We start from the raw sequence: 21,387 nt of genomic DNA, 5'->3' as shown, positions 1-21,387 counted from the left end.
GTGACGTAGTGTAGTGGTCAGTAGGAGGAGCGCGATGGAGGAACTTGACCAGGCGGACGCGATGCCGCCGTCGTACCCGCCCGAGCACCGTGCTGAACCGAGTCGGAGCGAGAAGGGCGAAGTGGGCGCCAAGAAGCGCCTGGGATCCACCGTGCTCGAATTTGCCACGATCATCGCGGTAGCTCTCCTCATCTCGGTCATCATCAAGACCTTCTTCGCGCAGGCCTTCGCCATCCCGTCTGAGTCGATGGAGAACACGCTTATTCCGGGGGATCGGATCCTGGTCAACAAGCTGGCGGACTCGGAGGAAGACCTCCACCGGGGTGACGTGGTCGTGTTCGTGGACCCGGGCAACTGGCTGTCCGACTCGGCGAAGCCGCACTATTCTGGGGTGCAGAAGGTGCTCATCAGTGTGGGCGAACTCGTGGGCGTGGTCCCACAGAACGTGGGCGACCATCTGGTCAAGCGCATCATTGGCCTGCCCGGCGATCACGTGGAGTGCTGTCATGACGGCCTCATCACGGTCAACGGCGAGCCGATTACGGAGACGTACATCAAGCCCGGATCCTCGCCGTCGGACACGGAGTTCGACGTGGTGGTTCCTGATGGGCACGTGTGGCTCATGGGCGATAACCGCGACCGCTCGAAGGATTCGCGCTACCACCAGCAAGCCACCGGCTTTGGTTTCGTGCCGATCTCGAACATCGAGGGGCGAGCGTGGCTGACCATGTATCCGCTCGACCGGATGGGTAAGATCCCCTCGGCCAGAGAGGTGTTCGCAGGCGTTGATAGTCCCTGATCGCGAGGTCGAGCTCGCCCTGTTGCGCGAGGTGAGCGAGCGCGGCGGTCGCTACGTGGCGGGGGTTGACGAGGTGGGGCGCGGGGCGCTCGCCGGGCCGGCCACGGTGGGCATCGCGGTCGTCTCCCTGGGTACTCCCGATGACTTCCCCGCGGGACTGCGCGATTCGAAGCTCATGACGCCGATAGCGCGGACCCGCGCAGTGGGCCAGGTCCGTGAGTGGGTGGAAGCCGCGGCGGTGGGGCACGCGGGCGCCGACGTCGTCAACCAGTGGGGGATCATCGGCGCGCTGCGGTATGCCGCCGGGGAGGCGCTCGCCCAGCTGGATCTGCCGATTTCGGCGGTGATCTTGGACGGCACGCACGACTGGTGGTCGCCGTCGGAGTTGCCGATCGGGCCGCAACTTCCGCCCTATCCTGTGCACATGGAGGTCAAGGGCGACGCGCGCTGCGCGGTGGTGGCCGCGGCGAGCGTGCTCGCGAAGGTGGAGCGCGATAAGATCATGACCCGGCTCGGCGCGCAGTATCCGGGCTACGATTGGGAGCGAAACAAGGGATACTCCTCGCCGGCCCACATCGCGGGCCTGGGAGCGCTCGGCGCGAGCGAGCACCACCGAACGAGCTGGAAACTACCTGGATTGGAGCAGGGACGATGAGCGAACTGGAGAACTACGAAGCGGACGCCGAACTCGCGCTCTACCGCGAGTACCGGGACGTGGCGAGCCTGTTCCAGTTTGTGGTGGAGACCGAGCGGCGCTTCTATTTGGCCAACGACGTCGATGTCAAGGTTCGCGCCTCGGCCGCCGGTGACGTCTTTTTCGAGGTGACGCTCACGGACGCGTGGGTGTGGGACATCTTCCGCCCCTCGAGGTTCATCCGCGGCGCGCGGATCGTAACCTTTAAGGACGTCAACGTGGAGGAGCTGAACAAGCCCGATCTCTCGCGCGGGCTCGACTTCGAATAGCGTTATTTCGCGAAAAAACATTATCCACATTTTCCCTTGCGGGAGCTTTACCCACATTTGGGGCTTTTGCGAAATCAGGCGCCGGCGATTCCTGCTGAAATCGTCCTATGACGAACAATGAATTAGGCGCGTGGGGCGAGAGCCTCGCGGCAACATATCTGACGCAACAGGGCTGGACGATCCTCGCCCGCAACTGGCGTACGCGCGGGGGCGAGATCGACATCGTGGGCTTCGACCCGCAACGTAACGCGATCGTGGCGGTTGAGGTCAAGACACGGCGTACTCACCGGGCGGGCACGCCCGCAGAGGCGGTGACCGCGCTCAAGGTCAATCGGATCAAAGGGCTGCTGTTGCAGTGGCTCCTTGACCACCGCTCGTTCGGCACGCAGATTGGCGTGGACGTGGTGACGGTGGATCTGGCCGGCGATAGGCATGAGCTGACCCACCTCAAGGGGGTGGAGTCATGAAAGCGATCGCAGGAACGGTGGGGCGGGCCAACACCCTGTCGGTGGTGGGCGTGCAGGCGGTGCCGATCCTCGTGGAGGCCGTCCAGCTCAACGGGTTGCCGAGCTTCCACATCGTGGGGCTTCCCGACGCGGCGGTCAATGAGGCGCGCGAACGCCTGCGGGCCGGCTTTCACGCCATCGGGATCACGTGGCCCAATCGGCGCCTCACGGTCAACCTATCGCCGGCCGACGTCATGAAATCGGGTACCGGCTTTGACCTGTCGATCGCGGTGGCGATCCTCGGCTCGATCGGGTTCGGTTTCGGGCGCGAGGCGGTTGTCATGGGCGAACTCGGCCTGGACGGCTCGGTGCGGCCGGTGCGCGGGGTCCTGCCCGCCCTGCTCGCGGCTAAGGACGCGCAGGTGGCGATCGTGCCCCAGGCCAACCAGGACGAGGCGATGCTCGTGGACGGGCTGGAGGTCATCGGCGTGCACCACCTGGCCCAGGTGGCCGAGATGTGCGGGGTGCCCGGTGTCGTCGTCCCGCCCCCAACCCAGCTCAGTGCCGAGGTGCTTGACGTGCCGGAGGCGATGGCGGACGTGGCTGACGTATGCGGGCAGGAGGAGGCGATCCTCGCCCTCCAGGTGGCGGCCGCGGGCGGGCATCACATGCTCATGGTCGGCCCGCCCGGGGTGGGTAAGTCGATGCTCGCCCGCCGCATGCCCGGCATCCTCCCGGACCTCAGCCAGGCTGACGCGCTGGAGGTGGCGGCGATCGCCTCCCTCACGGGCGAGCGGGTCACGTCCCTGCCCGTCCATCCGCCTTTCGCCGCGCCCCACCACACGGCCACCACGGTGGCTTTGGTGGGCGGGGGATCGCGGATGCCGCGGCCGGGTGCGATCACAGCCGCGCACCGCGGCGTGCTCTTCATGGACGAGTTTCCCGAGTTTGCCCCGCGAGCGATCCAGTCCCTGCGCCAGCCGCTCGAGGAGGGGTGGATTGACGTGGCGCGGGCGAAGGCGAGCGTGCGCTTCCCGGCACGCTTCCAGCTCATTGCGGCGGCCAACCCCTGCAGGTGCGGGCGCAGGCTCGACCCGGGCTCGGCGTGCACGTGCACTTCGCGCGACATCCGGCTGTATGAGGCCTCGCTAGGCGGCCCGGTGCGCGACCGTATCGACATCCACGTTACCCTGCGTCGCCCGTCGAAGGCAGACCTGCGCCGGGGCGGAAGCGCCTCGAGCGCGCAGCTGAAGAGCGCCGTGGCCGAGGCCCGGGAGCGGCAGGCCTTCCGCCTGGCCGGCCTCGAACTCGAGCGTAACGCCGACGTGCCCGGCTCCTGGCTGCGGCGCAACACCCCGCTCCAGGGCGTGACACTGGCCCGGATCGACAAGGGCCTGGCCTCGGGCCTGCTCTCGCTGCGCGGGTATGACAGGATTTTGCGCCTCGCCTGGTCGATTGCCGACCTCGCCGGGCACGGCAGGCCCACCGACGACGACGTGGCGGCGGCCTTCATGTTGAGCGGAAGGATGGACTCGTGAACGATTTGCAGGCGCGCATCGAATGGTCGCGCATGACCGAGGGAGCTGACCCCATCGCCCATACCCTCATCGAGAACCTCGGCCCGGCCGGGGCACTCGAGGCTATCCGCGACGGGGAGTTCGAGCCGGGCATGCGCGCGCAGATCGAGCGCTGGCGCCACCGGCTTGCCCACCAAGAGCCGTTCCACATGCGGGCGCTGGAGATGACCGGGGTGAGCGTGATCGGGCCGGAGGACTCGCGGTGGCCGAGCCAACTGAACGACCTGGGCGCCGACGCGCCGCTCCTACTGTGGGTCAAGGGTAATCCAACGGCGCTGGAGGCGCGGGCAGTGGCGATCGTCGGCTCACGCGCGGCCACCTCCACCGGCCTGCGCACGGCCCGCGACTTCGCCTTCGAGATCTCCGAGGAGGCCACCGTGGTCTCCGGCGGGGCCTTCGGCATCGATGCCGCCGCCCACCAGGGTGCCCTCATCGCCGGCCGTCCCACCCTTATTGTCAGCGCGGGCGGCGCGGACCGGGTCTACCCCCGCTCCCACGAATCGCTCTTCGCTAAGACCCTGGAGGCGGGCGGCGCGATCGTGTCCGAATCCCCGCTGGGGGCCGCCCCGCAGCGCTTCCGTTTCCTGGCCCGCAACCGCATCATCGCGGCGCTGTGCCAGGCCACCGTAGTGGTCGAGGCGCCCGTGCGCTCCGGTGCTCTGTCAACCGCGCGCCACGCGCTCGCGATCGGCCGGCCGGTCGGCGCTGTCCCCGGCCCAATCGATTCCGTGCAGAGCCAGGGCTGCATCGAGTTGCTTCGCAACGGCGCCACTGCGATCGGCAGTGTGAGCCACCTGCGCGAGCTCATGGGGCCAATCGGGGTCCAAGAGCCACTGGCCGCCGACTTCTTCTCCGGCGGGGTGGACGACGGCTTCGACATGCGCGAGCAGCGCGCCTTCGATGCCGTGCCCCTCGTCCGCGGTAAGGGCGCGGCGTCGATCGCGGCGACAGCGGGCATGGCCCTGCCCGAGACCCTGGCGGCGCTCGGCCGGCTGGTACTTGCCGGGCGTGTGGAAGAGCGCGACGGGCGCTACCGGCGCACTAAGGTGAAGTCATGAGCATCGAGACGATTCTGGACGACTACGTGCGCGAGCTGGGTGTGCGGCGCGGGCTGTCCGAGCACACCGTGGCCGCCTATGCCACCGAGGCACGCTCCTTCCTCGACTTCCTCGGCACCAGTTCGGACGACGTGGCGGGAGCGTTGCGCTTCGTGGAGCTTGCCGACCTGCGCTCCTGGCTTGCCTCCCTCCAGCAGGAGGGCCACTCGAGGGCCTCGATGGCCCGCCACTCGGCGGCGATCCGTAGCTTCACCCGGTGGCTGTACAAGAACGGGCACATCGACTCCGACGCGGGCCAGCGGCTCACCTCCCCGAAGGCGGAGAACAAGCTACCCCAGGTGCTGAGTCATGCCCAGGCCAAGCGCCTGCTCGATATCGCCGCGGATCGCGCGGCGGAGGACGGCGAGCTCACGGTGCGGGACTGGGCGATGGTCGAGCTGCTCTACGCCTCCGGGATCCGTGTCAGCGAGCTCGTGGGCCTCGACGTGTCCAGCATCCAGCCCGACATGACGCTGCGGGTGGTGGGTAAGGGAGATAAGGAGCGCATCGTCCCCTTCGGTAGGCCCGCCCGCGAGGCGCTGTCGGAATGGCTGGCGCTACGCCCCCAGTTCCTCAAGGGGCCGACGCCAGCGGTGTTCGTGGGCAAGGCAGGACGCAGGATCGACCCGCGCATGGTACGTACGGTCCTCGACCGGCTCACCGACCTTGCGGACCTGCCGCACATCGGGCCTCACGCCCTGCGGCACTCGGCGGCCACCCACCTGCTCGACGGCGGATCGGACCTGCGCAACGTCCAAGAGATCCTCGGCCACTCCTCGCTCGGCACAACCCAGCGCTATACCCATGTGAGCGCCGAGCGCCTGCGCGCCGCCTTCGGCCAGGCCCACCCGCGCGCCTAACAGAAGGGGTGCGTACACGGCGGGCGCACCCGCCCCGGGAGCGCCCGCAATCTACCGCCGCGCCTCAAGTTCGCCTGATGCGCTCACGGCAGGTGGGCGTGCTACTCGACGAGCATGATCGGACCCCATAGAAGCGATAGCGGGTCGAGGTAGTCGCTCGTTGCGCGCTTGGCTCCCCAGTGCAGGCACGAGGAGGGCGCGCAGTGTTCGCCGGTCACGTGCCCGATGAGCTGGCCGCGCGTGACCGTGTCCCCGCGTGTGACTGCAGGGGAGAGGGGCTCATAGGTGGTGCGGATCCCGTCGGCGTGCCCGATCGACACTAGGTCGCGGTCATTGAGCTTGCCTGCGTAGATGACGCGGCCGCTCGCCGCCGCATACACGGGTTGGCCGGCGGCGATCGCCAGGTCCACGCCCCGGTGCCCAGCGTCCCAGTTGTTTGGCCCGGGCGCAAACGGCCGGAGCACCGGCACCTCGGCGCCCGAGGGCCAGGCATACTCGACCGTGGGCGCCGAGCCGGCCAAGCCCACCGAGCCAGCCAAGCTGTCCGCGTCTACCGTGCCGGCCAAGCCCACCGAGTCAGCCGAGAGTGCCGAGTTCGCCGAGGGCGCCACACTCTCCGAGAGCTCAGCAGGCGCAGGGCCTGAGGGTAGGGTGAGGGCGGCAACGCCGCCGAGGGAGACGAGAGCGAGTGCAACAAGAAACTTCTTCATGCCACCAGGCTCTCAAAATCGCCGAAAGCCCCACGCCGATAATGTGCCCGATGTGGTCGGGCCACCCGGCAGGGAATCTGTGGAGAAACACGCTCTTCCCAATTCAGGGACTCGTCCCGATTGGGGCGGCCGACGAAACTCGTGAAAATACCGGCTAACGATCGCTACCGCCGCCAGGGCGGCACCAGATTCACGAGTTGTGTCGGAGCGACCGGCAAGCTTGCGCCACGGCGTGGTTGGCGCTACTTGGAGTCCTTGCGTCGGGAAAACTTGCGCAGGTTGGTCACGTGCTCGCGGCGCAGGATGCGCCGCGAATCGGCTAGCAGGTTCATCTGCCGCACGGGCAGGATCCAGTTAAAGCGGCGGGCGGCGAGCCCGAAGATGAGGCACAGGAGGATCGCTAGGCCCATCCCCACCTCGTACATGTCGTGCTGCTGGAAGATCACCATGATCCCGGCGGCGGCGATGGAGATGGTGGCGTAGAGGGGGTTGGAGCCGAAGATAGCGGGGGTCTGGCGCACGAGCGCGTCGCGCATCACGCCGCCGGCGGTGGCGGTGATGACCCCGAGGAAGATCGAGGGGATCGGGGCGAGCCCGGCGGAGATGCCCTTCGCGGCGCCGGTGGCGGACCAGCAGCCAAGAGCGAGGACGTCGGCGAGGGTGAGACCGCGTCGCGCCCACGGCCCATCCAGCGGCACGAGGTAGGCAAAGGCGGAGGCGCCGATCGCGCCGGCGAGGTACCACGGGTCGGTCAGCGCCACGGGGAAGCCCACGCCAAGCAGGGAGTCGCGGATCATGCCACCGCCGAGCGCGGTCAGGATGCCGAGGGTGAGGTAGCCGATGATGTCGTATTCGAGCTTGCGGGCAAGGGATGCGCCGATGACCCCGTAGGCGATGACGCCCGCGACGTCCACGATACGGAAGAGAACCTCAGGATCCATGCCGCACCTCCCTGCAAGAAATGACCATCCGATTCATTGTGCCCCGCGGGGACGCCAAATGTCAGCCCGGCATGGCCCGGGTGCGATGTAGGCAACGCCACCGCGCGCGCCAAGTTTTAGTGTTGGAGAACTGTGCGGGCCCTGGATAAACTAGGAAGGCTGTCGAAAGACAGACTACGCGTGCTCGCTCGCCGCAAGGCCTTCCGCGCATCGGTCCGATGGAGCGTGGAATGGGGCACCAGGGCCTGCCACAGGGTGTGGTGGGCAAAGAACCGTAAAACCAAGCGCGGCACACCCGCGCTGTGAGAAAGGACGACCATGGCAGTCGTTTCCATGCGCCAGCTGCTTGAAGCCGGCGTCCACTTCGGGCACCAGACCCGTCGCTGGAACCCCAAGATGAAGCGTTTCATCCTCAACGATCGTAACGGCATCTACATCATTGATCTTCGTAAGACGGTTGACGACATCAACCGCACCTACGAGTTCGTCAAGGAGACCGTGGCCCACGGCGGCAACATCCTCTTCGTTGGCACCAAGCGTCAGGCCCAGCGCCCGATCCGCGAGCAGGCGGAGCGCGTGGGTATGCCCTACGTCAACGAGCGTTGGCTGGGCGGCATGCTGACCAACTTCTCCACCGTTAACGCCCGTATCCAGCGCCTCAAGGAGCTGGAGCTCGTTGACTTCGACGACGTGGCCGGCTCTGGTCGCACGAAGAAGGAACTGCTCATGATGCGTCGTGAGAAGGAGAAGCTGGAGCGCACGCTCGGCGGTATCCGCGACATGGGCAAGGTTCCCTCGGCCATCTGGATCGTTGACACGAACAAGGAGCACCTGGCGGTCGCTGAGGCCCACAAGCTCAACATGTCCGTCTGTGCGATCCTCGACACGAACTGTGATCCCGACGACGTCGACTACGGCATCCCGGGGAACGACGACGCGATCCGCTCCATCGATATCCTGACCCGCGTGATCGCCGACGCAGTCGCTGAGGGCCTGGTGGCCCGTGGCGGTGGCGCTAAGGATGAGGACCCCATGCCCGAGTGGGAGCGCGAGCTCCTCGAGGGTGACGAGGCTGAGGCTCCGGCCGAGGCTGAAGCAGCCCCCGCCGAGGCCCCGGCCGCTGAGGCCCCGGCTGAGACCGACAACGCCTAAGGAAGATCAACATGGCAATTACCGTTGCAGATATCAAGGCTCTTCGTGAGAAGACCGGCGCTGGCATGATGGATGTCAAGAAGGCGCTGACCGAGGCTGAGGGCGATACTGCCAAGGCTGAGGAGATCCTTCGCCTCAAGGGCCTGAAGGTCGCCGCCAAGCGTGAGGGCCGCACGGCCTCGAACGGCCTGGTCCTGTCCCACATCGGCACGAACGACGAGGGCCAATTCGGCCTCATCGTCGAGGTCAACGCTGAGACGGACTTCGTGGCGAAGAACGAGAAGTTCATCGCTTTCGCCGAGGGCATCCTCGCCGCCGCCGTCGAGGCTGGTGCCAAGACCACCGATGAGGTCCTGGCCGCCGCTCACCCGGAGGGCACTGTCAAGGACGCCGTGGACAACATGATCGGCATCATCGGCGAGAAGCTGGGCGTGGGTGCGGTTGAGTACCTCGCTGGCGAGCACGTCGAGGCCTACATGCACAAGACGGCTGTTGACCTGCCGGCCCAGGTGGCCGTCATCGTCGCCACCGATGCCGCGGGCAAGGAGATCGCCCACGACGTCGCCGTCCACGTGGCCGCCATGTCCCCGGCCTACCTCGCTGAGGGCGACGTGCCGGAGGAGGAGCTCGAGAACGAGCGCCGCATCGCCACCGAGCTGACGATCGCCGAGGGCAAGCCGGAGCAGGCTGTTCCGAAGATCGTCGAAGGCCGCCTTAAGGGCTACTTCAAGCAGGTCTGCCTGCTTGACCAGCCCTACGCTCGCGATCCGAAGCACTCGGTGGGCGAGGTTGCCAAGGCCGCCGGCGCCACGATCACGGGCTTTAAGCGCGTGCGCGTTGGCCAGGAGTAAGGGCTAGTTCACTGGTGTGGGGTGCGAGGTAATCGCACCCCACACTGGCTTAAGTCGAGTATTTGCTCGCAGATGAAAAGCCGTGCCCCGGGCGCGGCTGCGCGCGACCCGCGCGATAATGAGGGTTTGATGAAGGGGAGAACGACGTTGAGTATTGTTGTGGCCTACAAGTACGCGCCTAATCCGCAAGATGCCAAGGTGCTTGCCGACGGCACGGTTGACTGGACGCGCGCGAAGGCCGCCGTGTCGGAGTCGGATCCGGTGGCGATGGAGATGGGCCGGCGGGTCGCTGATGCCGCGGGCACGCAGCTCGTGGGTATTTCGGTGGGCTCTGCCCAGGTTGCCTCCCCGATGGCGCGCAAGAACGCTATGTCGCGCGGCTTTGACCGCGGGCTGATACTTGCCGACGACGCCGTCTCGGCCTGGTCTGCCACCCAGGTCGGCGCCGCCCTGGCCCAGTTGGTGAGCAAGGTGGGTGACGTCTCGCTGGTGCTCACGGCCGATTCTTCGGTGGATGAGGCGGCTGGAGTCACGCCCGCGCTCATCGCGGGGTACCTTGGCTGGCCGGCGATTCTCGACGTGGCGAAGGTGGAGGTCGACGGCGATGCTTTCGTTCTCACCCAGCGGATCAAGGGCGGCAGCCGCACGCTGCGCCTGACCGGCCCGGCCGTCGTCGCCACCACCTCGGATGCAACCACCCCGGCCGTGCCGTCGATGAAGGACATCCTCGCGGCCGGCAAGAAGCCCGTGGAGGTGCTGACGGCCGCGGACGTGGAGAGCGCGGGTGCCCCGCTCGAGGTGGTGGGCCGCAAGCGCCCGGACAAGCGCGTGCGCCAGGGCAAGATGTTTGGTACGGCCGCCGAGCTTGTGGCGGCCCTGCGTGAGGACGGGGTGCTGTAAATGACTACCTGGATTGTGACCACCGTTTCTGAGATTTCTACGCTCGTTGAGCTGGCCCAGGGGGAGAAGGTCAGTGTCGTCGTCGGCGATGCCCCGGTGGGCGGGGTGGACCGCGTGATCCGGATCGAGACGGGCGACGCCCCGGCCGAGGCGCTGGCCCCGGCGGTCGTGGCCGCGGTGGACGCGCAGGCGGGCGACCTCATTCTCGTGGTGAACAACCCCGCAGGCCGCTCGTTGGCGGGTGCGCTGTGCGCCGCGAAGGGCGCGCCACTGCTGCGCAACGTGAGCGAGCTGTCGACCACCTCCGCCACGGTCAGCCGCTTCGGCGGCATGGTCGAGGAGACCGTGGAGTTCGCCGGCCCGGCCGTGGTCCTCGTCAGCGAGGGCGAGGCGGTGCCGGGCGAGGTTGCGGGAGAAACCGTGGCTGGCGAGGGCTACACGGTGAGCGTGGCCAGTGAAGACATCCACGAGGGCGCGCAGGTGAACTTGGGCGCGGCCACCCGCATCGTGGGGGTCGGGCGCGGATTCGTGGCCGAGGAGGACCTGGCGCTCGCACGCGAGCTCGCGGACGCGCTGGGCGCCGAGGTCGGGTGCACCCGCCCGCTCGTTGAAGGCCACGGTTGGTTCGAGCGCGATTCGTATCTTGGGGTCTCGGGCCACTCGGTCTCCCCGGACCTTTACATCCCGGTGGGGATCTCCGGCCAGATCCACCACACGGCCGGCATCGGCGGCGCGCAGACGATCGTGGTCATCAACAATGACGAGACGGCCGCGATTTTCGAGCTGGCCGACTACGGGATCGTCGGCAACTTGTACGAGGTGTTACCGAAGATGATCGAGGCGCTCAAGGCGTAGGGGAGGGGCCGACATGGAGGATTTCGACGTCATCGTTGTGGGCGCGGGGGTGGCCGGAACCGTGGCTGCCACGGCGCTCGCCCGCGAGGGGCGCGAGGTGCTGCTGGTTGAGCGCGGCACCGAGCCGGGGGCCAAGAACCTTTCCGGCGGCGTGTTCTACAGCCGCGTGATGGAGGAGATCTTCCCCGGCTTCGCCCAGGAGGCCCCCGTGGAGCGCGTCATCACGCGCAACACGCTGAGCTTCTTGAACACCACCTCGGCGGTCAATATTGACTACTGGGACCAGCGCCTTGCCGAGCCCGTCAATGCCGTCAGCGTGCTGCGCGCCCACCTCGACCCGTGGCTTGCGCAGCAGGCCGAGGAGGCCGGCGTCAGCCTTATTAGCGGCGTCAAGGTCGATAGGCTGATGCGCGGCGACACGCATTTTTGCGGCATCGAGGCCGCGGGCGAGGAGATGACGGCGAAGGTGGTCATCGCCGCCGACGGCGTCAACTCCTTCCTCGCCCAGGGCGCCGGCGTGCGTCCGAAGCAGCCCACGAAGAACCTGGGACTCGGCATCAAGTCCGTTATCCAGATCGGCGAGGATGCCGTTCGGGAGCGCTTCAACCTCGTAGGCAACGAAGGCGCCTCCTACGCGATCGTGGGGGATGCCACGATGGGCGTGCCGGGCGGCGGCTTCATGTACACCAACAGGGACTCGGTCTCGATGGGCGTGGTCCTCATGCTCGAGCGGCTGACCGACTCGGGTCTGGCCTCCACCGACATCCATGACCACCTGCTGGCCCACCCGTTCCTTGCGCCCTTCCTCGAGGGCGGGGAGCTGCTCGAGTACGGTTGCCACCTCGTGGCCGAGGGCGGGCAGGCGATGCAGGAGGGGATCGTTCACGATGGCCTGGTCCTCATCGGCGACGCCGCCGGCTTCACCCTCAACACGGGCCTGACCGTGCGCGGCATGGACCTGGCGGCCGGATCGGCGCTGGCCGCCGCGAAGGCGGTCCACGCGGCCATCGAGGCGGGCGATTACTCGCGCCTGGCCCTGCAGGCCTACGTGGATGAATACGAGGCGAGCTTCGTGGGCAAGGACATGCACACCTACCGCCACGCCCCCGGATTTCTCGGCAATGATCAGCTGATGTTCGGGCCGGCGGGCGAGCTGCTGGCGGACGTCTTCTACGGCGCCTACCACCACGATCTCAGTCCGCGCCGGCACCTGGCGAAGGTGGCCCTTGACGCGTTCAAGGGCTCGGGGATCCGCGTGGGTGACCTGGTCAAGACCGGCTATCGTGCGCTGCGAGCGCTTTAGGAGGCAGGGATGTCTTTCAATCCGGGCGGCGTGAACGAGCGCCTCGCCAAGAACGTCTACCACACGGGCGAGAGCCACATCGTCATCGACCAGGAGCTTGTGCGTTCCACGGGCACGGCCAAGCGGATCATCGCGGTCTGCCCGGCGCACGTGTATCGCGAGGAGGCCGACGGTACGATCTCGGCCGAGTTCGCCGCGTGCCTGGAGTGCGGGGCGTGCCTCGCAGTCGCCACCCCCGGGGCCCTGAGCTGGGTTTACCCCGAGGGCGGGATGGGGATCGAGTACCGCGAGGGCTGAGCCCCTACGCCTTGATTTCCGCCGTGCCCTTGCGCCAGAAGATGACGGCCAGGGCGAGGGCGATGAGCAGGATGAAGGTCACCAGCGCGTAGGCGATGTAGATCGCGTTGTACCACGCCGTGTCGCCGCTACCAGCGTGCTGGCCCTGGAAGAAGACCGCGGTGATCATTGCGATGCCGATTGCGGTGGCGATGCGCTGACCGGTCTGAACGATGCCGCCGGCGGTGCCGCCGTGCTCGGCGGGCACGTCGAGCATGGACAGGGTCTGGTTGGTCGAGCCGATCGCGCCCTGGCCGAAGCCGAGCACGCTGACGGGGACCATGAGCCACCAGAAGGGCAGGCCCTTCCCGATCGCCCAGATCACGCCCATCATGCCGAGCACACCGATCACCATGAGGGCGAGCGAGATGGCCTGCACGGCCCGGCCCTTGAGGAGGACCCGCTTGCCGGCCCACACTGCCGCATAGGCGGAGACCAACGCGTTGGGTAGCGTGACCAGGCCGACCTCGAGTGCTGAGACGTCAAGCCCGCGCTGGAGGAAGAGGGCCAGGACTACGAAGATCGACGTCATGCCAAGGAACTGGAAGACGGTAATCGCCGTGGCCCAGGAGAACGTGGAGATGCCAAACAGCTCGAGGTTAACCATCGGCTCGCGCCCGATCTTCTTGTAGTACGACTCCCAGGCCACCCAGGCCGCGAGCAGGAGGACACCGGCGGGAAGGAGCGCCCAGGCGAACGCCCAGCCGGTGGACATGAAGGGCAGCATGATGCCGACCACGGCCAGCGCAAGGAGGACCATGCCGAGGAAGTCGAGGTCGATCTTCGGGCGCTCGTAGAAGCGGCCCTCCTCTTCTTGCATCTCGATGTACTCGCTGCGGGCCTCGGCGCGGTGCGGGCCCACGTGGCGGCGCTCCTTGCCGAACGGGAGCCAAAGGAAGGCCAGGATGAGGCCGATGATGCCGATGGGGAAGTTGATGATGAATGACCAGCGCCAGCCGGCCGCTTCGCCCAGGATCCCCACGAGTGCGCCGGACATGAGCGGGCCGGCGGCCACAGACATCGACACGACCAGGCCGAACATGGCGAAGGCCTTCGCGCGGGCTTGGCCCACGAAGTAACGCTGGATGAGGCCCGTGGTCTGGGGTGAGAGGATGCCCGCGCCGGCACCCTGGAGGACGCGCATGAAGTTGAGCATCGTGGCGTCGGTGGCCAGGCCCACGAGCAGCGAGGACAGGGTGAAGAGCGAAAATCCTGCCACGAAGGCCGAGGAGCGGCCGAACATGTCACCGAGGCGGCCGGCGGGCACCAGGATGATGCCGACGGCGAGCGCGTAGCCCGACAGCACCCACTGGAGCTGGGAGTCGGAGGCGCTCATGGCGTGGCCGATCGAGGTGAGGATGTTGTTGACGGAGGAGACCTGCAACAGGGTCATCATGAGTGGGACGAGGAGAACGAAGAGGAGTTTGTTGCGGTCGTAGACCCGATCTGATCCGGGAACGCGGATGTGGCGGGGGTTTGAATCGGGTTGGTTCGGTTGCCTGCTGACGTTTTCTGCCATCGATTCCTCACAAACAAAAATGGCGCACTAAGCACCTCTGTTTTGATCGTAGTGAGGAAGGTCCCGGGTGGTCAGTTGCGTGGGTCACCGGCGAGGAGTGGTGCGCGACACCGACTACACTGTCTGTCATGGAAAGCGTGCGCATCGATCAGTGGCTGTGGGCCGTGCGGCAAACGAAGACCCGTTCGGCGGCCACCGCCGCGTGCCGGGCCGGCCACGTGCGGGTCAACGACGAGCCGGTCAAGGCGGCCACGAAGGTGAAGGTGGGTGACGTCGTGCGCTACCGCGTGCAGGGCTGGGACCGGATCCTCGAGGTCAAGCAGCTGCTCCTCAAGCGCGTGGGCGCGCCCGTGGCCCGGGAAGCCTACACGGACCTGACCCTGCCCCGGCCCAAGGTCTGCGTGCCGATCGCCACGCGCGAGCCCGGCGCCGGGCGGCCCACCAAGCGCGAGCGTCGCGAACTGGACCGGCTGTTTGGGCGGGATTCGAACTACGGGCGAATGCGGTAAACTGGTCATCACCCGACGAAAGGTTCATCCATGTCTGACTCGCAAAGGCGACGCCGTGTCCTGCTTAAACTTTCCGGAGAGGTCTTCGGAGGAGGGGAGGTTGGACTCGACACCTCGGTCTTGACGCGAGTGGCGGGGGAGATCGCCGCGGCGGTGAACGACGGGGTGCAGGTCGGCGTCGTTGTCGGTGGCGGAAACTTCTTCCGCGGGGCTGAACTGCAGGAGGCGGGGATGGACCGCGCGCGTGCCGACTACATGGGCATGCTCGGCACGGTCATCAACGCCGTGGCTCTCCAGGACTTTCTTGAAAGCGCAGGCGTTCCCTCCCGCGTGCAGACCGCGATCACGATGGCGCAGGTCGCGGAGGCCTACATCCCGCTGCGAGCGATCCGCCACCTGGAGAAGGGGCGCGTGGTGATCTTCGGGGCCGGCGCCGGCATGCCCTACTTCTCTACCGACACCGTTTCGGCCCAGCGCGCCCTCGAACTGCGTTGCGACGAACTACTCGTGGGCAAGAACGGAGTGGACGGCGTTTACAGCGCGGACCCGCGCACGGATCCGGAGGCCGTCAAGCTCGATTACCTCACCTACGACGACGCGCTTCGCAAGGGCCTGCGTGTGGTTGACGCGGCCGCATTCTCGCTGTGTCAAGATAATGGAATGACAATGCGCGTCTTTGGCATGGTGGAACCTGGAAACGTCACCCGTGCTCTGCGCGGCGAAAATATCGGAACACTCGTAACAAAGAACTGAGGACACCATGATTGAAGATGCACTGCTCGAAGGCGAAGAGATGATGGAGAAGGCTCTGGGCGCCCTGCGTAACGAGTTTTCCAAGATCCGCTCCGGGCGCGCGAACCCCGAACTGTTCACCTCCCTCATCGTCGACTACTATGGCTCGCCCACGCAGATGCAGCAGATCGCCTCGGTGACCGTGCCCGAGGCGCGCACGGTCATCATCACCCCCTACGATCGCACTGCGATGAAGGACATCGAGAAGGCGATTCGCGACGCCGACCTGGGCGTCAACCCCACCGACGACGGGCAGGTGCTGCGCATCAACCTGCCGGCCCTCACCGAGGAGCGCCGCAAGGAGTACGTCAAGCTCGCCCGCACGAAGGCCGAGGAGTCGAAGATTTCGGTGCGCTCCGCGCGTCGTAAGGCCAAGGACGTCCTGGAGAAGATCAAGAAGGACGGCGAGGCCGGAGAGGACGAGGTCGAGCGCGCAGAGAAGGAGCTCGAGGCCCTGACCAAGCGCTTCACCGACCAGGTGGACGCGCTGCTCGAGGGCAAAGAGAAAGACCTCATGGAGATCTGATGCCCTCAGATCAGCCGCAAGCCGCGATTTTCTCGCGGCTTGCTCCGCGTCCACCCAAGCCACCCGAGGAGTCCCATTCTCGGGCCGGCCGCAACCTCAAGGCGGCCATCCCCACTGCGCTCATCCTGCTCGCCCTCGTGGCGGCGTCGATCTTCATCCGCATCGAGGTCTTCGCGGGCCTGGTAGTGGTGGCGCTCGGGATCGCGCAGTGGGAGATGGCGGGCGCCCTGCTCGCGCGCAATTTCAAGATCCCGCTCCTCGTTCTGATCGCGGGCCAGACAGCGATGGCGGTGGGCACCTGGTTCTACGGGATTCAGGCCGCGCTCATCATCTACATGGTGACCTGCGTCCTAGCGTTGCTGGTCAACGGGTATGCGCGCGCCGCGGGCGTGACGGACGCGCTCGCGGGCTGCTTCTCGCTGGGCTGGATCGGGCTCATGGGCAGCTTCGCGGTGGCGATGGCGACGATGCCGCACGGGGCTTGGGTGATTACGGCCTTCATCCTGTTGCCGGTGGCGAACGACACGGGTGGCTGGCTGGCTGGCGTCCTGTTTGGCAAGCACCCGATCTCGCCGTCGATCTCGCCGAAGAAGTCCTGGGAGGGCTTTGCCGGCTCGGTGATCGCCTGCTTCCTCGTGGCTTGGTTCTTCGTGGGGTCCATGGTGGGCCTTTCCTGGCCGTGGGTGGTTCTGTTCGCGCTCGTCACCCCCGTCATGTCCACCGCCGGGGACTTCTCCGAGTCGCTGCTCAAGCGCGACCTCGCGATCAAGGACATGGGCTCGATCTTCCCCGGCCACGGCGGCATGCTTGACCGGATTGACTCCATCCTTTTTTGTGCCCCTGCGTGCTACCTCATGTTTGCCGGTGGCCTGGGGTTGCTATAGTGCAGGCACGATGATGAACGTTCAGCCCAAGCAAGTTAAGCCTCGCGTGGAGAGCGGCGAGCGCCCCACGCTCACCTTCCAGCAAAAGCGGCGCGGCAAGCCTCCGCGTCATCTGGCCGACCTCGATCGCGAGCAGCGCCGCGCCCTCGTGGCCGACATGGGCCTGCCGGCCTTCCGTGCCGACCAGGTTTCGCGTCACTACTTCGACCACCGCACGGCTGCCCCGGCGCAGATGACAGACCTGCCCCAAGGTCAGCGCGAGGAGATCGTGTCCCAGCTCCTGCCGCCCTTGGTGAAGAAGGTCTCCGAGCAGTATGCCGATGGTGGGCGCACCCTCAAGGTTTTGTGGAAGCTGTTTGACGACGCGGTGGTGGAGTCGGTCCTCATGGGCTACCCGGATCGGGCTACGCTGTGTCTGTCCTCCCAGGCCGGTTGCGGCATGGCTTGTCCGTTTTGCGCCACGGGCCAGGCGGGCCTGACCCGCAACCTGTCCACGGCCGAGATCGTGGAGCAGCTGCGCCTCAACATGGCGCTCGCCGAGTCGGGCGCGCTCGGCGAGTCTGTGAAGGTGACGAACGTGGTGTTCATGGGCATGGGTGAGCCGATGGCGAACTACCCGGCCGTGCGGGCGGCGTTGCATCGGATGATCGACCCGTCCCCGGAGGGCTTCGGCATGGCGGCCCGCCACGTGACGGTCTCCACGGTGGGCCTGGTGCCGGCGATCCTCAAGTTGGCCGAGGAGGGGCTACAGGTGACGCTCGCGGTCTCACTCCACGCTCCCGACGACGGCCTGCGCGATGACCTCATTCCGATCAACTCGCGCTACAAGGTGGGTGAGCTGCTGGACGCCGCGCGGCACTATTTCGTGCGCACGGGCCGGCGCGTTTCGATTGAGTATGCCCTCATCAAGGACATGAACGATCATCAGTGGCGGGCGGAGCTGCTGGCGGCTGAGCTCAATGCGCGCGGGCGCGGCTGGGCGCACGTCAACCCCATTCCGCTCAACCCCACGCCGGGAAGCATCTGGACGGCGTCGACGGATCGGGCGACACGCACGTTCGTCCAGACCTTGATCGATGCCGGGATTTCGACAACGATTAGGGACACGCGCGGTTCGGATATCGACGGTGCGTGCGGGCAGCTCGCCGCGGAGGTCGTGGACCGGGACAACGTGGCGCGTCGCGCGAAGCAGGCCCAGGAAGCGGTGGAGGCGCGCCTGGCTGAGCACCGTGCCGAGCCTGTCGATTTGGCTGATCAACTCGCTGTGATGGAACAGGGGAGAAAATGACGGATACATTCAAGCGGGTCGGCGGCCTCAACAACGGCTACAACCCGACCCAGGTCGATGAGTTCCTTGAGCAGGCCAAGCTGGCCTACGCCGGGGACGAGTCGATTGACATTGACGAGGTGGCCGTGCGCGGCGTCGCGTTCGACTGGGTGCGCAAGGGTTACACGCCCGCGCTGGTCGACGCCGCCCTCGATCGCCTCGAGTCGGCGTTCGTTCAGCGTCGCCGGGCCAAGGTCATGGAGGCCGAGGGGGAGGAGGCGTGGCTCGCCGCCACCTACAAGCAGGCCCAGGCCCTCTACCCGCGCTTGCTCCGTCCGGCCGGGGAGCGCTTCGCCGACGCCGATGGGCGTGGTTATAAGAAGGCGGACGTCGATGCGCTGCTCGAGCGCCTGTCAGAGTACTTTGCGGGCAAGGCGGAGCTGACGTCGGCCGAGGTGCGCGGGGCCACCTTCGGCTCGGCCCGCGGTGCCAATGCCTACCGCGAGTCCGTGGTTGACGTCTTCTTGGACCACGCCGTCTCCGTCCTGCTGGCGGTGGAGTGATGCGCGACGTCGTCCTGCTCGGATCCACTGGCTCGATCGGAACCCAGGCCCTCGACGTCATCGCCACCCACCCGGGCCGTTTCCGCGTGCGCGGGCTGGGCGCTGGCGGCGCCAACATTGAGCTGCTCGCCCGCCAGGCGTTTGACCACGACGTCGATCGGGTGGCAATCGCCGCCGACCGCGCCGGCGAATTCGCCGAGGCATGGAAGGCCGTGGCGGGCGACGCGCCCGCGCCGGAGGTGGCGTGCGGCGAGGAGGCGATGGTGGAGCTGGCCGGCTTCCTGTCCGGCACGGCGGAGGATTCGGGCGTGGTGCTCAACGGCATCACCGGCTCGATCGGGCTGCGCCCCACGCTCGCCGCGCTGCGATCGGGCGCCACGCTGGCGCTGGCGAACAAGGAGTCGCTGGTGATCGGCGGCGGGCTGATTAAGGACGCGATGTCGTGGCCGGGCCAGATCGTACCGGTCGATTCGGAGCATTCGGCGCTCGCGCAGGCCCTGCGTTCGGGCCGCCACGAAAAGGGGCTGACCAGCCCGGTGGTGACCGGCAAGAGCGAGGTACGCCGGCTGGTGCTGACCGCCTCGGGCGGCCCGTTCCGCGGCCGCACCCGCGCCGAGCTTGAGGACGTGACGCCCGCGCAGGCGCTCAACCATCCCACGTGGGCGATGGGCCCCGTGGTGACGATCAACTCCTCGACCCTCATCAACAAGGGCCTCGAGCTTATCGAGGCGGCCCTGCTGTTCGACGTGGCACCGGCGGACATTACGGTGGTAGTCCACCCGCAGTCGATTATTCACTCGATGGTGGAGTTCATCGACGGTTCCACGATCGCCCAGGCCTCCCCGCCTGACATGCGCCTGCCGATCGGGCTCGGCCTGTCCTGGCCCGCGCGCCTGGAGGACGTGGCGCGCCCGTGCGCGTGGGATGTGCCGGCCGCCTGGACGTTTGAGCCCTACGACGCCGATGTCTTCCCAGCGATCGACCTGGCCCGTTCCGCCGTGGCGGCCTCCGCCCTCCACCCGGCGGTGCTGAACGCGGCGAACGAGGTGTGCGTGGATGCCTTCCTTGCCTCCCAGATCGGTTACCTCGACATTGTGGACACCGTGGCGGCCGTGCTTGATTCCTTCGATGGGACCGGCGAGGTCTCGCTTGCCGGCGTGCTTGCGGCCGACGCCTGGGCGCGCCGCGCCGCGCGAGAGCGGCTGGGCTGATGGCCGCCCTCGGCATCGCGTTCCTCATTCTTGGCCTGCTGGCCTCGGTGGCGATCCACGAGCTGGGCCACCTGCTGCCCGCCAAGCGCTTTGGGGTCAAGGTCTCGCAGTACTTCATCGGCTTTGGCCCCACCCTGTGGTCGACCACCCGGGGCGGCACCGAGTACGGCATCAAGGCGATCCCGCTCGGTGGCTTCGTGCGGATCGCGGGCATGCTGGCCCCGGCCAGGCCGGGCACCCCCGTGGAGAAGAACGGCCAGATCACGGTGGCCGAGGAGGCGCGCCAGGCCTCGGCCGCCGAACTCGGGCCGGGGGAGGAGCACCAGGCCTTCTGGCGCCTCACCGCGCCGAAGAAGCTCGCCGTCATGTTCGGCGGGCCGTTGACCAACCTGGTGCTCGCCGCCCTCCTCATCGCCGGGGTCGTCTCCGGCATCGGGATCTCCCAGCCGACCACCGCGGTGGGGGCGATCATGCCGTGCGTCGGGCAGGCCGAGGCCGACCAGTGCGAGGGCAAGGAGCCAAGCCCGGCCGCGCTGTCCGGGCTGGAGGTTGGCGACGTCATCGTCGAATGGGGCCGGCGCGAGGTGGCCACGTGGCCCGAGCTCTCCGCCGCGATCGCCCAGGGCGGCACCGGGCAGGTGACGGTCCGGGTGTTGCGTGGGGGCGAGCCGGCCGACGTCGTTATCACACCCGTGCCGGTGGAGCAGACCAAGCAGAACGAAGTGGGCGAGGCCGAGGTGCGGGAGGTGCCGTATGCCGGCATCGCGCCGGCCTTCGAGCGCCAGCGCCAGCCGTTCACGCGCGCGGCGGACGTGACCGCCACCATCGCCGCAGGGACTGCCAAGGTGGTCCTCACCCTGCCCGCCCAGCTGTGGCACATGGCCACGAACCTGGTGACGGGTGGGGAGCGCGACCAGACCGGGGTTGTGGGGATCGTGGGCGTGGCGGACATCGCCGGTAACATCACCTCCTCGAACGCGGTGAACTACACGGCGGCGGACCGGGTGGCGGACCTGACGATGCTGCTGGCGGGGCTCAACATGTCGCTGTTCGTGTTCAATATGATCCCGCTGCTGCCACTGGACGGCGGGCACATCCTCGGCGCGATCCTCGAAGGCACCCGGCGCACGATCGCCAAGGCACGCGGCAAGGCTGATCCCGGGCCGTTCGATACCGCCCGCCTCCTGCCGCTGAGCAACGCCGTGTTCTTCGCGCTGATCGCGATGACGATCCTGCTGATCGTGGCCGATATCGTGAACCCGGTCGTCTAGCGTGCCTTCGGTAGGGAATCTTTGCGGGAAGTGACATAATCGTGTTCGTGAATAC

At 67.3% G+C, this 21,387-nt stretch carries 24 protein-coding genes; 21 read left to right on the top strand and 3 right to left on the bottom strand.

All coding sequences use genetic code 11. The annotated features are described in order from the left end of the window. The first annotated feature begins 34 nt into the window (after positions 1 to 34). From lepB to HMPREF3167_RS03130, 7 genes are all read left to right on the top strand, one after another. The gene (gene lepB, locus HMPREF3167_RS03160) at positions 35 to 799 is read left to right on the top strand and encodes a signal peptidase I (RefSeq protein WP_062612023.1); all 765 of its coding nucleotides are present in this window, start codon (positions 35 to 37) and stop codon (positions 797 to 799) included. Beyond that, positions 786 to 1,454 carry a ribonuclease HII gene (locus HMPREF3167_RS03155; protein ID WP_068538436.1) on the top strand — a complete coding sequence of 223 codons (669 nt, stop codon included), beginning with the start codon at positions 786 to 788 and terminating at the stop codon, positions 1,452 to 1,454. The genes lepB and HMPREF3167_RS03155 overlap by 14 nt, the downstream gene beginning before the upstream one ends. Beyond that, positions 1,451 to 1,762: a DUF2469 domain-containing protein gene (locus HMPREF3167_RS03150; RefSeq protein ID WP_068538435.1), complete on the top strand. Its 312-nt coding sequence runs from the start codon at positions 1,451 to 1,453 to the stop codon at positions 1,760 to 1,762. The genes HMPREF3167_RS03155 and HMPREF3167_RS03150 overlap by 4 nt, the downstream gene beginning before the upstream one ends. Before the next feature lie 107 nt (positions 1,763 to 1,869). Beyond that, positions 1,870 to 2,229 (top strand): YraN family protein, encoded by a 360-nt coding sequence (locus HMPREF3167_RS03145; RefSeq protein ID WP_070445432.1) that lies wholly within the window; start codon positions 1,870 to 1,872, stop codon positions 2,227 to 2,229. After that, on the top strand, positions 2,226 to 3,746 hold the full coding sequence (locus HMPREF3167_RS03140; protein WP_068538433.1) for a YifB family Mg chelatase-like AAA ATPase: 1,521 nt from the start codon (positions 2,226 to 2,228) through the stop codon (positions 3,744 to 3,746). Before HMPREF3167_RS03145 ends, HMPREF3167_RS03140 begins: the two co-directional genes overlap by 4 nt. Next, positions 3,743 to 4,843, top strand: a complete 1,101-nt coding sequence (gene dprA / locus HMPREF3167_RS03135; protein ID WP_083281059.1) for a DNA-processing protein DprA — start codon at positions 3,743 to 3,745, stop codon at positions 4,841 to 4,843. The genes HMPREF3167_RS03140 and dprA overlap by 4 nt, the downstream gene beginning before the upstream one ends. Next, positions 4,840 to 5,742, top strand: a complete 903-nt coding sequence (locus HMPREF3167_RS03130; protein WP_070445429.1) for a tyrosine recombinase XerC — start codon at positions 4,840 to 4,842, stop codon at positions 5,740 to 5,742. The genes dprA and HMPREF3167_RS03130 overlap by 4 nt, the downstream gene beginning before the upstream one ends. A 101-nt stretch (positions 5,743 to 5,843) precedes the next feature. Here the strand turns inward: HMPREF3167_RS03130 and HMPREF3167_RS03125 are convergent, their stop codons facing one another. After that, positions 5,844 to 6,452, bottom strand: a complete 609-nt coding sequence (locus HMPREF3167_RS03125) for a M23 family metallopeptidase (RefSeq protein WP_062612042.1) — start codon at positions 6,450 to 6,452, stop codon at positions 5,844 to 5,846. Positions 6,453 to 6,694: 242 nt separating this feature from the next. Then, positions 6,695 to 7,393 (bottom strand): trimeric intracellular cation channel family protein, encoded by a 699-nt coding sequence (locus HMPREF3167_RS03120; protein WP_062612043.1) that lies wholly within the window; start codon positions 7,391 to 7,393, stop codon positions 6,695 to 6,697. A gap of 318 nt (positions 7,394 to 7,711) precedes the next feature. Between HMPREF3167_RS03120 and rpsB the strand changes: the two genes are divergently transcribed. The 6 genes from rpsB (at position 7,712) to HMPREF3167_RS03090 (ending at position 12,751) form a co-directional block, all read left to right on the top strand. Continuing rightward, on the top strand, positions 7,712 to 8,545 hold the full coding sequence (gene rpsB / locus HMPREF3167_RS03115) for a 30S ribosomal protein S2 (RefSeq protein ID WP_062612045.1): 834 nt from the start codon (positions 7,712 to 7,714) through the stop codon (positions 8,543 to 8,545). Between the two features lie 11 nt (positions 8,546 to 8,556). Beyond that, a complete protein-coding gene (tsf, locus tag HMPREF3167_RS03110; RefSeq protein WP_062612047.1) occupies positions 8,557 to 9,396 on the top strand; it encodes a translation elongation factor Ts in 840 nt (279 codons plus the stop codon). A 147-nt stretch (positions 9,397 to 9,543) separates the two neighbouring features. Continuing rightward, positions 9,544 to 10,296, top strand: coding sequence for an electron transfer flavoprotein subunit beta/FixA family protein (locus HMPREF3167_RS03105; RefSeq protein ID WP_068538527.1), 753 nt, complete (start codon positions 9,544 to 9,546; stop codon positions 10,294 to 10,296). Continuing rightward, on the top strand, positions 10,297 to 11,151 hold the full coding sequence (locus HMPREF3167_RS03100) for an electron transfer flavoprotein subunit alpha/FixB family protein (protein WP_068538430.1): 855 nt from the start codon (positions 10,297 to 10,299) through the stop codon (positions 11,149 to 11,151). Positions 11,152 to 11,164: 13 nt separating this feature from the next. Further along, complete coding sequence (locus HMPREF3167_RS03095; RefSeq protein ID WP_070445426.1) at positions 11,165 to 12,454, top strand: FAD-dependent oxidoreductase; 1,290 nt, start codon at positions 11,165 to 11,167, stop codon at positions 12,452 to 12,454. Between the two features lie 9 nt (positions 12,455 to 12,463). After that, complete coding sequence (locus HMPREF3167_RS03090; RefSeq protein ID WP_062612050.1) at positions 12,464 to 12,751, top strand: ferredoxin family protein; 288 nt, start codon at positions 12,464 to 12,466, stop codon at positions 12,749 to 12,751. A gap of 4 nt (positions 12,752 to 12,755) precedes the next feature. On the opposite strand, the gene HMPREF3167_RS03085 is transcribed toward HMPREF3167_RS03090, so the two are convergent. Continuing rightward, complete coding sequence (locus tag HMPREF3167_RS03085; RefSeq protein ID WP_068538428.1) at positions 12,756 to 14,309, bottom strand: MFS transporter; 1,554 nt, start codon at positions 14,307 to 14,309, stop codon at positions 12,756 to 12,758. A gap of 128 nt (positions 14,310 to 14,437) precedes the next feature. Between HMPREF3167_RS03085 and HMPREF3167_RS03080 the strand changes: the two genes are divergently transcribed. Genes HMPREF3167_RS03080 through HMPREF3167_RS03045 form a run of 8 tightly spaced genes read left to right on the top strand, consistent with a single transcriptional unit; the run spans position 14,438 to position 21,332 of the window. Further along, complete coding sequence (locus tag HMPREF3167_RS03080) at positions 14,438 to 14,818, top strand: RNA-binding S4 domain-containing protein (protein ID WP_062612055.1); 381 nt, start codon at positions 14,438 to 14,440, stop codon at positions 14,816 to 14,818. Positions 14,819 to 14,848: 30 nt separating this feature from the next. Then, positions 14,849 to 15,571 (top strand): UMP kinase, encoded by a 723-nt coding sequence (gene pyrH / locus HMPREF3167_RS03075; RefSeq protein WP_068538427.1) that lies wholly within the window; start codon positions 14,849 to 14,851, stop codon positions 15,569 to 15,571. A gap of 7 nt (positions 15,572 to 15,578) precedes the next feature. Beyond that, positions 15,579 to 16,136, top strand: a complete 558-nt coding sequence (frr, locus tag HMPREF3167_RS03070) for a ribosome recycling factor (protein WP_062612059.1) — start codon at positions 15,579 to 15,581, stop codon at positions 16,134 to 16,136. Next, entirely contained in the window at positions 16,136 to 17,020 is an 885-nt protein-coding gene (locus HMPREF3167_RS03065) for a phosphatidate cytidylyltransferase (protein WP_062612061.1), read from the top strand. The genes frr and HMPREF3167_RS03065 overlap by 1 nt, the downstream gene beginning before the upstream one ends. Before the next feature lie 10 nt (positions 17,021 to 17,030). Continuing rightward, positions 17,031 to 18,308: a dual-specificity RNA methyltransferase RlmN gene (gene rlmN / locus HMPREF3167_RS03060; RefSeq protein ID WP_062612063.1), complete on the top strand. Its 1,278-nt coding sequence runs from the start codon at positions 17,031 to 17,033 to the stop codon at positions 18,306 to 18,308. Then, positions 18,305 to 18,850 (top strand): cell division protein DivIVA, encoded by a 546-nt coding sequence (locus tag HMPREF3167_RS03055; protein ID WP_070445420.1) that lies wholly within the window; start codon positions 18,305 to 18,307, stop codon positions 18,848 to 18,850. Before rlmN ends, HMPREF3167_RS03055 begins: the two co-directional genes overlap by 4 nt. Further along, positions 18,850 to 20,061 carry a 1-deoxy-D-xylulose-5-phosphate reductoisomerase gene (gene dxr, locus HMPREF3167_RS03050; protein WP_062612068.1) on the top strand — a complete coding sequence of 404 codons (1,212 nt, stop codon included), beginning with the start codon at positions 18,850 to 18,852 and terminating at the stop codon, positions 20,059 to 20,061. The genes HMPREF3167_RS03055 and dxr overlap by 1 nt, the downstream gene beginning before the upstream one ends. Continuing rightward, positions 20,061 to 21,332: a M50 family metallopeptidase gene (locus HMPREF3167_RS03045; RefSeq protein ID WP_062612070.1), complete on the top strand. Its 1,272-nt coding sequence runs from the start codon at positions 20,061 to 20,063 to the stop codon at positions 21,330 to 21,332. Before dxr ends, HMPREF3167_RS03045 begins: the two co-directional genes overlap by 1 nt. Positions 21,333 to 21,387: the final 55 nt, after the last annotated feature.

Source organism: Trueperella sp. HMSC08B05 (assembly GCF_001808405.1).
In the GTDB taxonomy this organism is placed as follows: domain Bacteria; phylum Actinomycetota; class Actinomycetes; order Actinomycetales; family Actinomycetaceae; genus Trueperella; species Trueperella bernardiae.
The sequence above is the reverse complement of the archived record's forward strand: the minus strand, read 5'-3'. Positions and strand labels throughout refer to the sequence as shown.

Bases quoted from the DNA above. Each gene is read 5' to 3' on its own strand.
- lepB (WP_062612023.1), top strand. From the start codon at position 35: ATGGAGGAACTTGACCAGGCGGACGCGATGCCGCCGTCGTACCCGCCC.
- HMPREF3167_RS03150 (WP_068538435.1), top strand. From the start codon at position 1,451: ATGAGCGAACTGGAGAACTACGAAGCGGACGCCGAACTCGCGCTCTAC.
- HMPREF3167_RS03145 (WP_070445432.1), top strand. From the start codon at position 1,870: ATGACGAACAATGAATTAGGCGCGTGGGGCGAGAGCCTCGCGGCAACA.
- HMPREF3167_RS03140 (WP_068538433.1), top strand. From the start codon at position 2,226: ATGAAAGCGATCGCAGGAACGGTGGGGCGGGCCAACACCCTGTCGGTG.
- HMPREF3167_RS03130 (WP_070445429.1), top strand. From the start codon at position 4,840: ATGAGCATCGAGACGATTCTGGACGACTACGTGCGCGAGCTGGGTGTG.
- HMPREF3167_RS03125 (WP_062612042.1), bottom strand. From the start codon at position 6,452: ATGAAGAAGTTTCTTGTTGCACTCGCTCTCGTCTCCCTCGGCGGCGTT.
- HMPREF3167_RS03120 (WP_062612043.1), bottom strand. From the start codon at position 7,393: ATGGATCCTGAGGTTCTCTTCCGTATCGTGGACGTCGCGGGCGTCATC.
- rpsB (WP_062612045.1), top strand. From the start codon at position 7,712: ATGGCAGTCGTTTCCATGCGCCAGCTGCTTGAAGCCGGCGTCCACTTC.
- tsf (WP_062612047.1), top strand. From the start codon at position 8,557: ATGGCAATTACCGTTGCAGATATCAAGGCTCTTCGTGAGAAGACCGGC.
- HMPREF3167_RS03100 (WP_068538430.1), top strand. From the start codon at position 10,297: ATGACTACCTGGATTGTGACCACCGTTTCTGAGATTTCTACGCTCGTT.
- HMPREF3167_RS03095 (WP_070445426.1), top strand. From the start codon at position 11,165: ATGGAGGATTTCGACGTCATCGTTGTGGGCGCGGGGGTGGCCGGAACC.
- HMPREF3167_RS03090 (WP_062612050.1), top strand. From the start codon at position 12,464: ATGTCTTTCAATCCGGGCGGCGTGAACGAGCGCCTCGCCAAGAACGTC.
- HMPREF3167_RS03085 (WP_068538428.1), bottom strand. From the start codon at position 14,309: ATGGCAGAAAACGTCAGCAGGCAACCGAACCAACCCGATTCAAACCCC.
- HMPREF3167_RS03080 (WP_062612055.1), top strand. From the start codon at position 14,438: ATGGAAAGCGTGCGCATCGATCAGTGGCTGTGGGCCGTGCGGCAAACG.
- pyrH (WP_068538427.1), top strand. From the start codon at position 14,849: ATGTCTGACTCGCAAAGGCGACGCCGTGTCCTGCTTAAACTTTCCGGA.
- frr (WP_062612059.1), top strand. From the start codon at position 15,579: ATGATTGAAGATGCACTGCTCGAAGGCGAAGAGATGATGGAGAAGGCT.
- HMPREF3167_RS03065 (WP_062612061.1), top strand. From the start codon at position 16,136: ATGCCCTCAGATCAGCCGCAAGCCGCGATTTTCTCGCGGCTTGCTCCG.
- rlmN (WP_062612063.1), top strand. From the start codon at position 17,031: ATGATGAACGTTCAGCCCAAGCAAGTTAAGCCTCGCGTGGAGAGCGGC.
- HMPREF3167_RS03055 (WP_070445420.1), top strand. From the start codon at position 18,305: ATGACGGATACATTCAAGCGGGTCGGCGGCCTCAACAACGGCTACAAC.
- dxr (WP_062612068.1), top strand. From the start codon at position 18,850: ATGCGCGACGTCGTCCTGCTCGGATCCACTGGCTCGATCGGAACCCAG.
- HMPREF3167_RS03045 (WP_062612070.1), top strand. From the start codon at position 20,061: ATGGCCGCCCTCGGCATCGCGTTCCTCATTCTTGGCCTGCTGGCCTCG.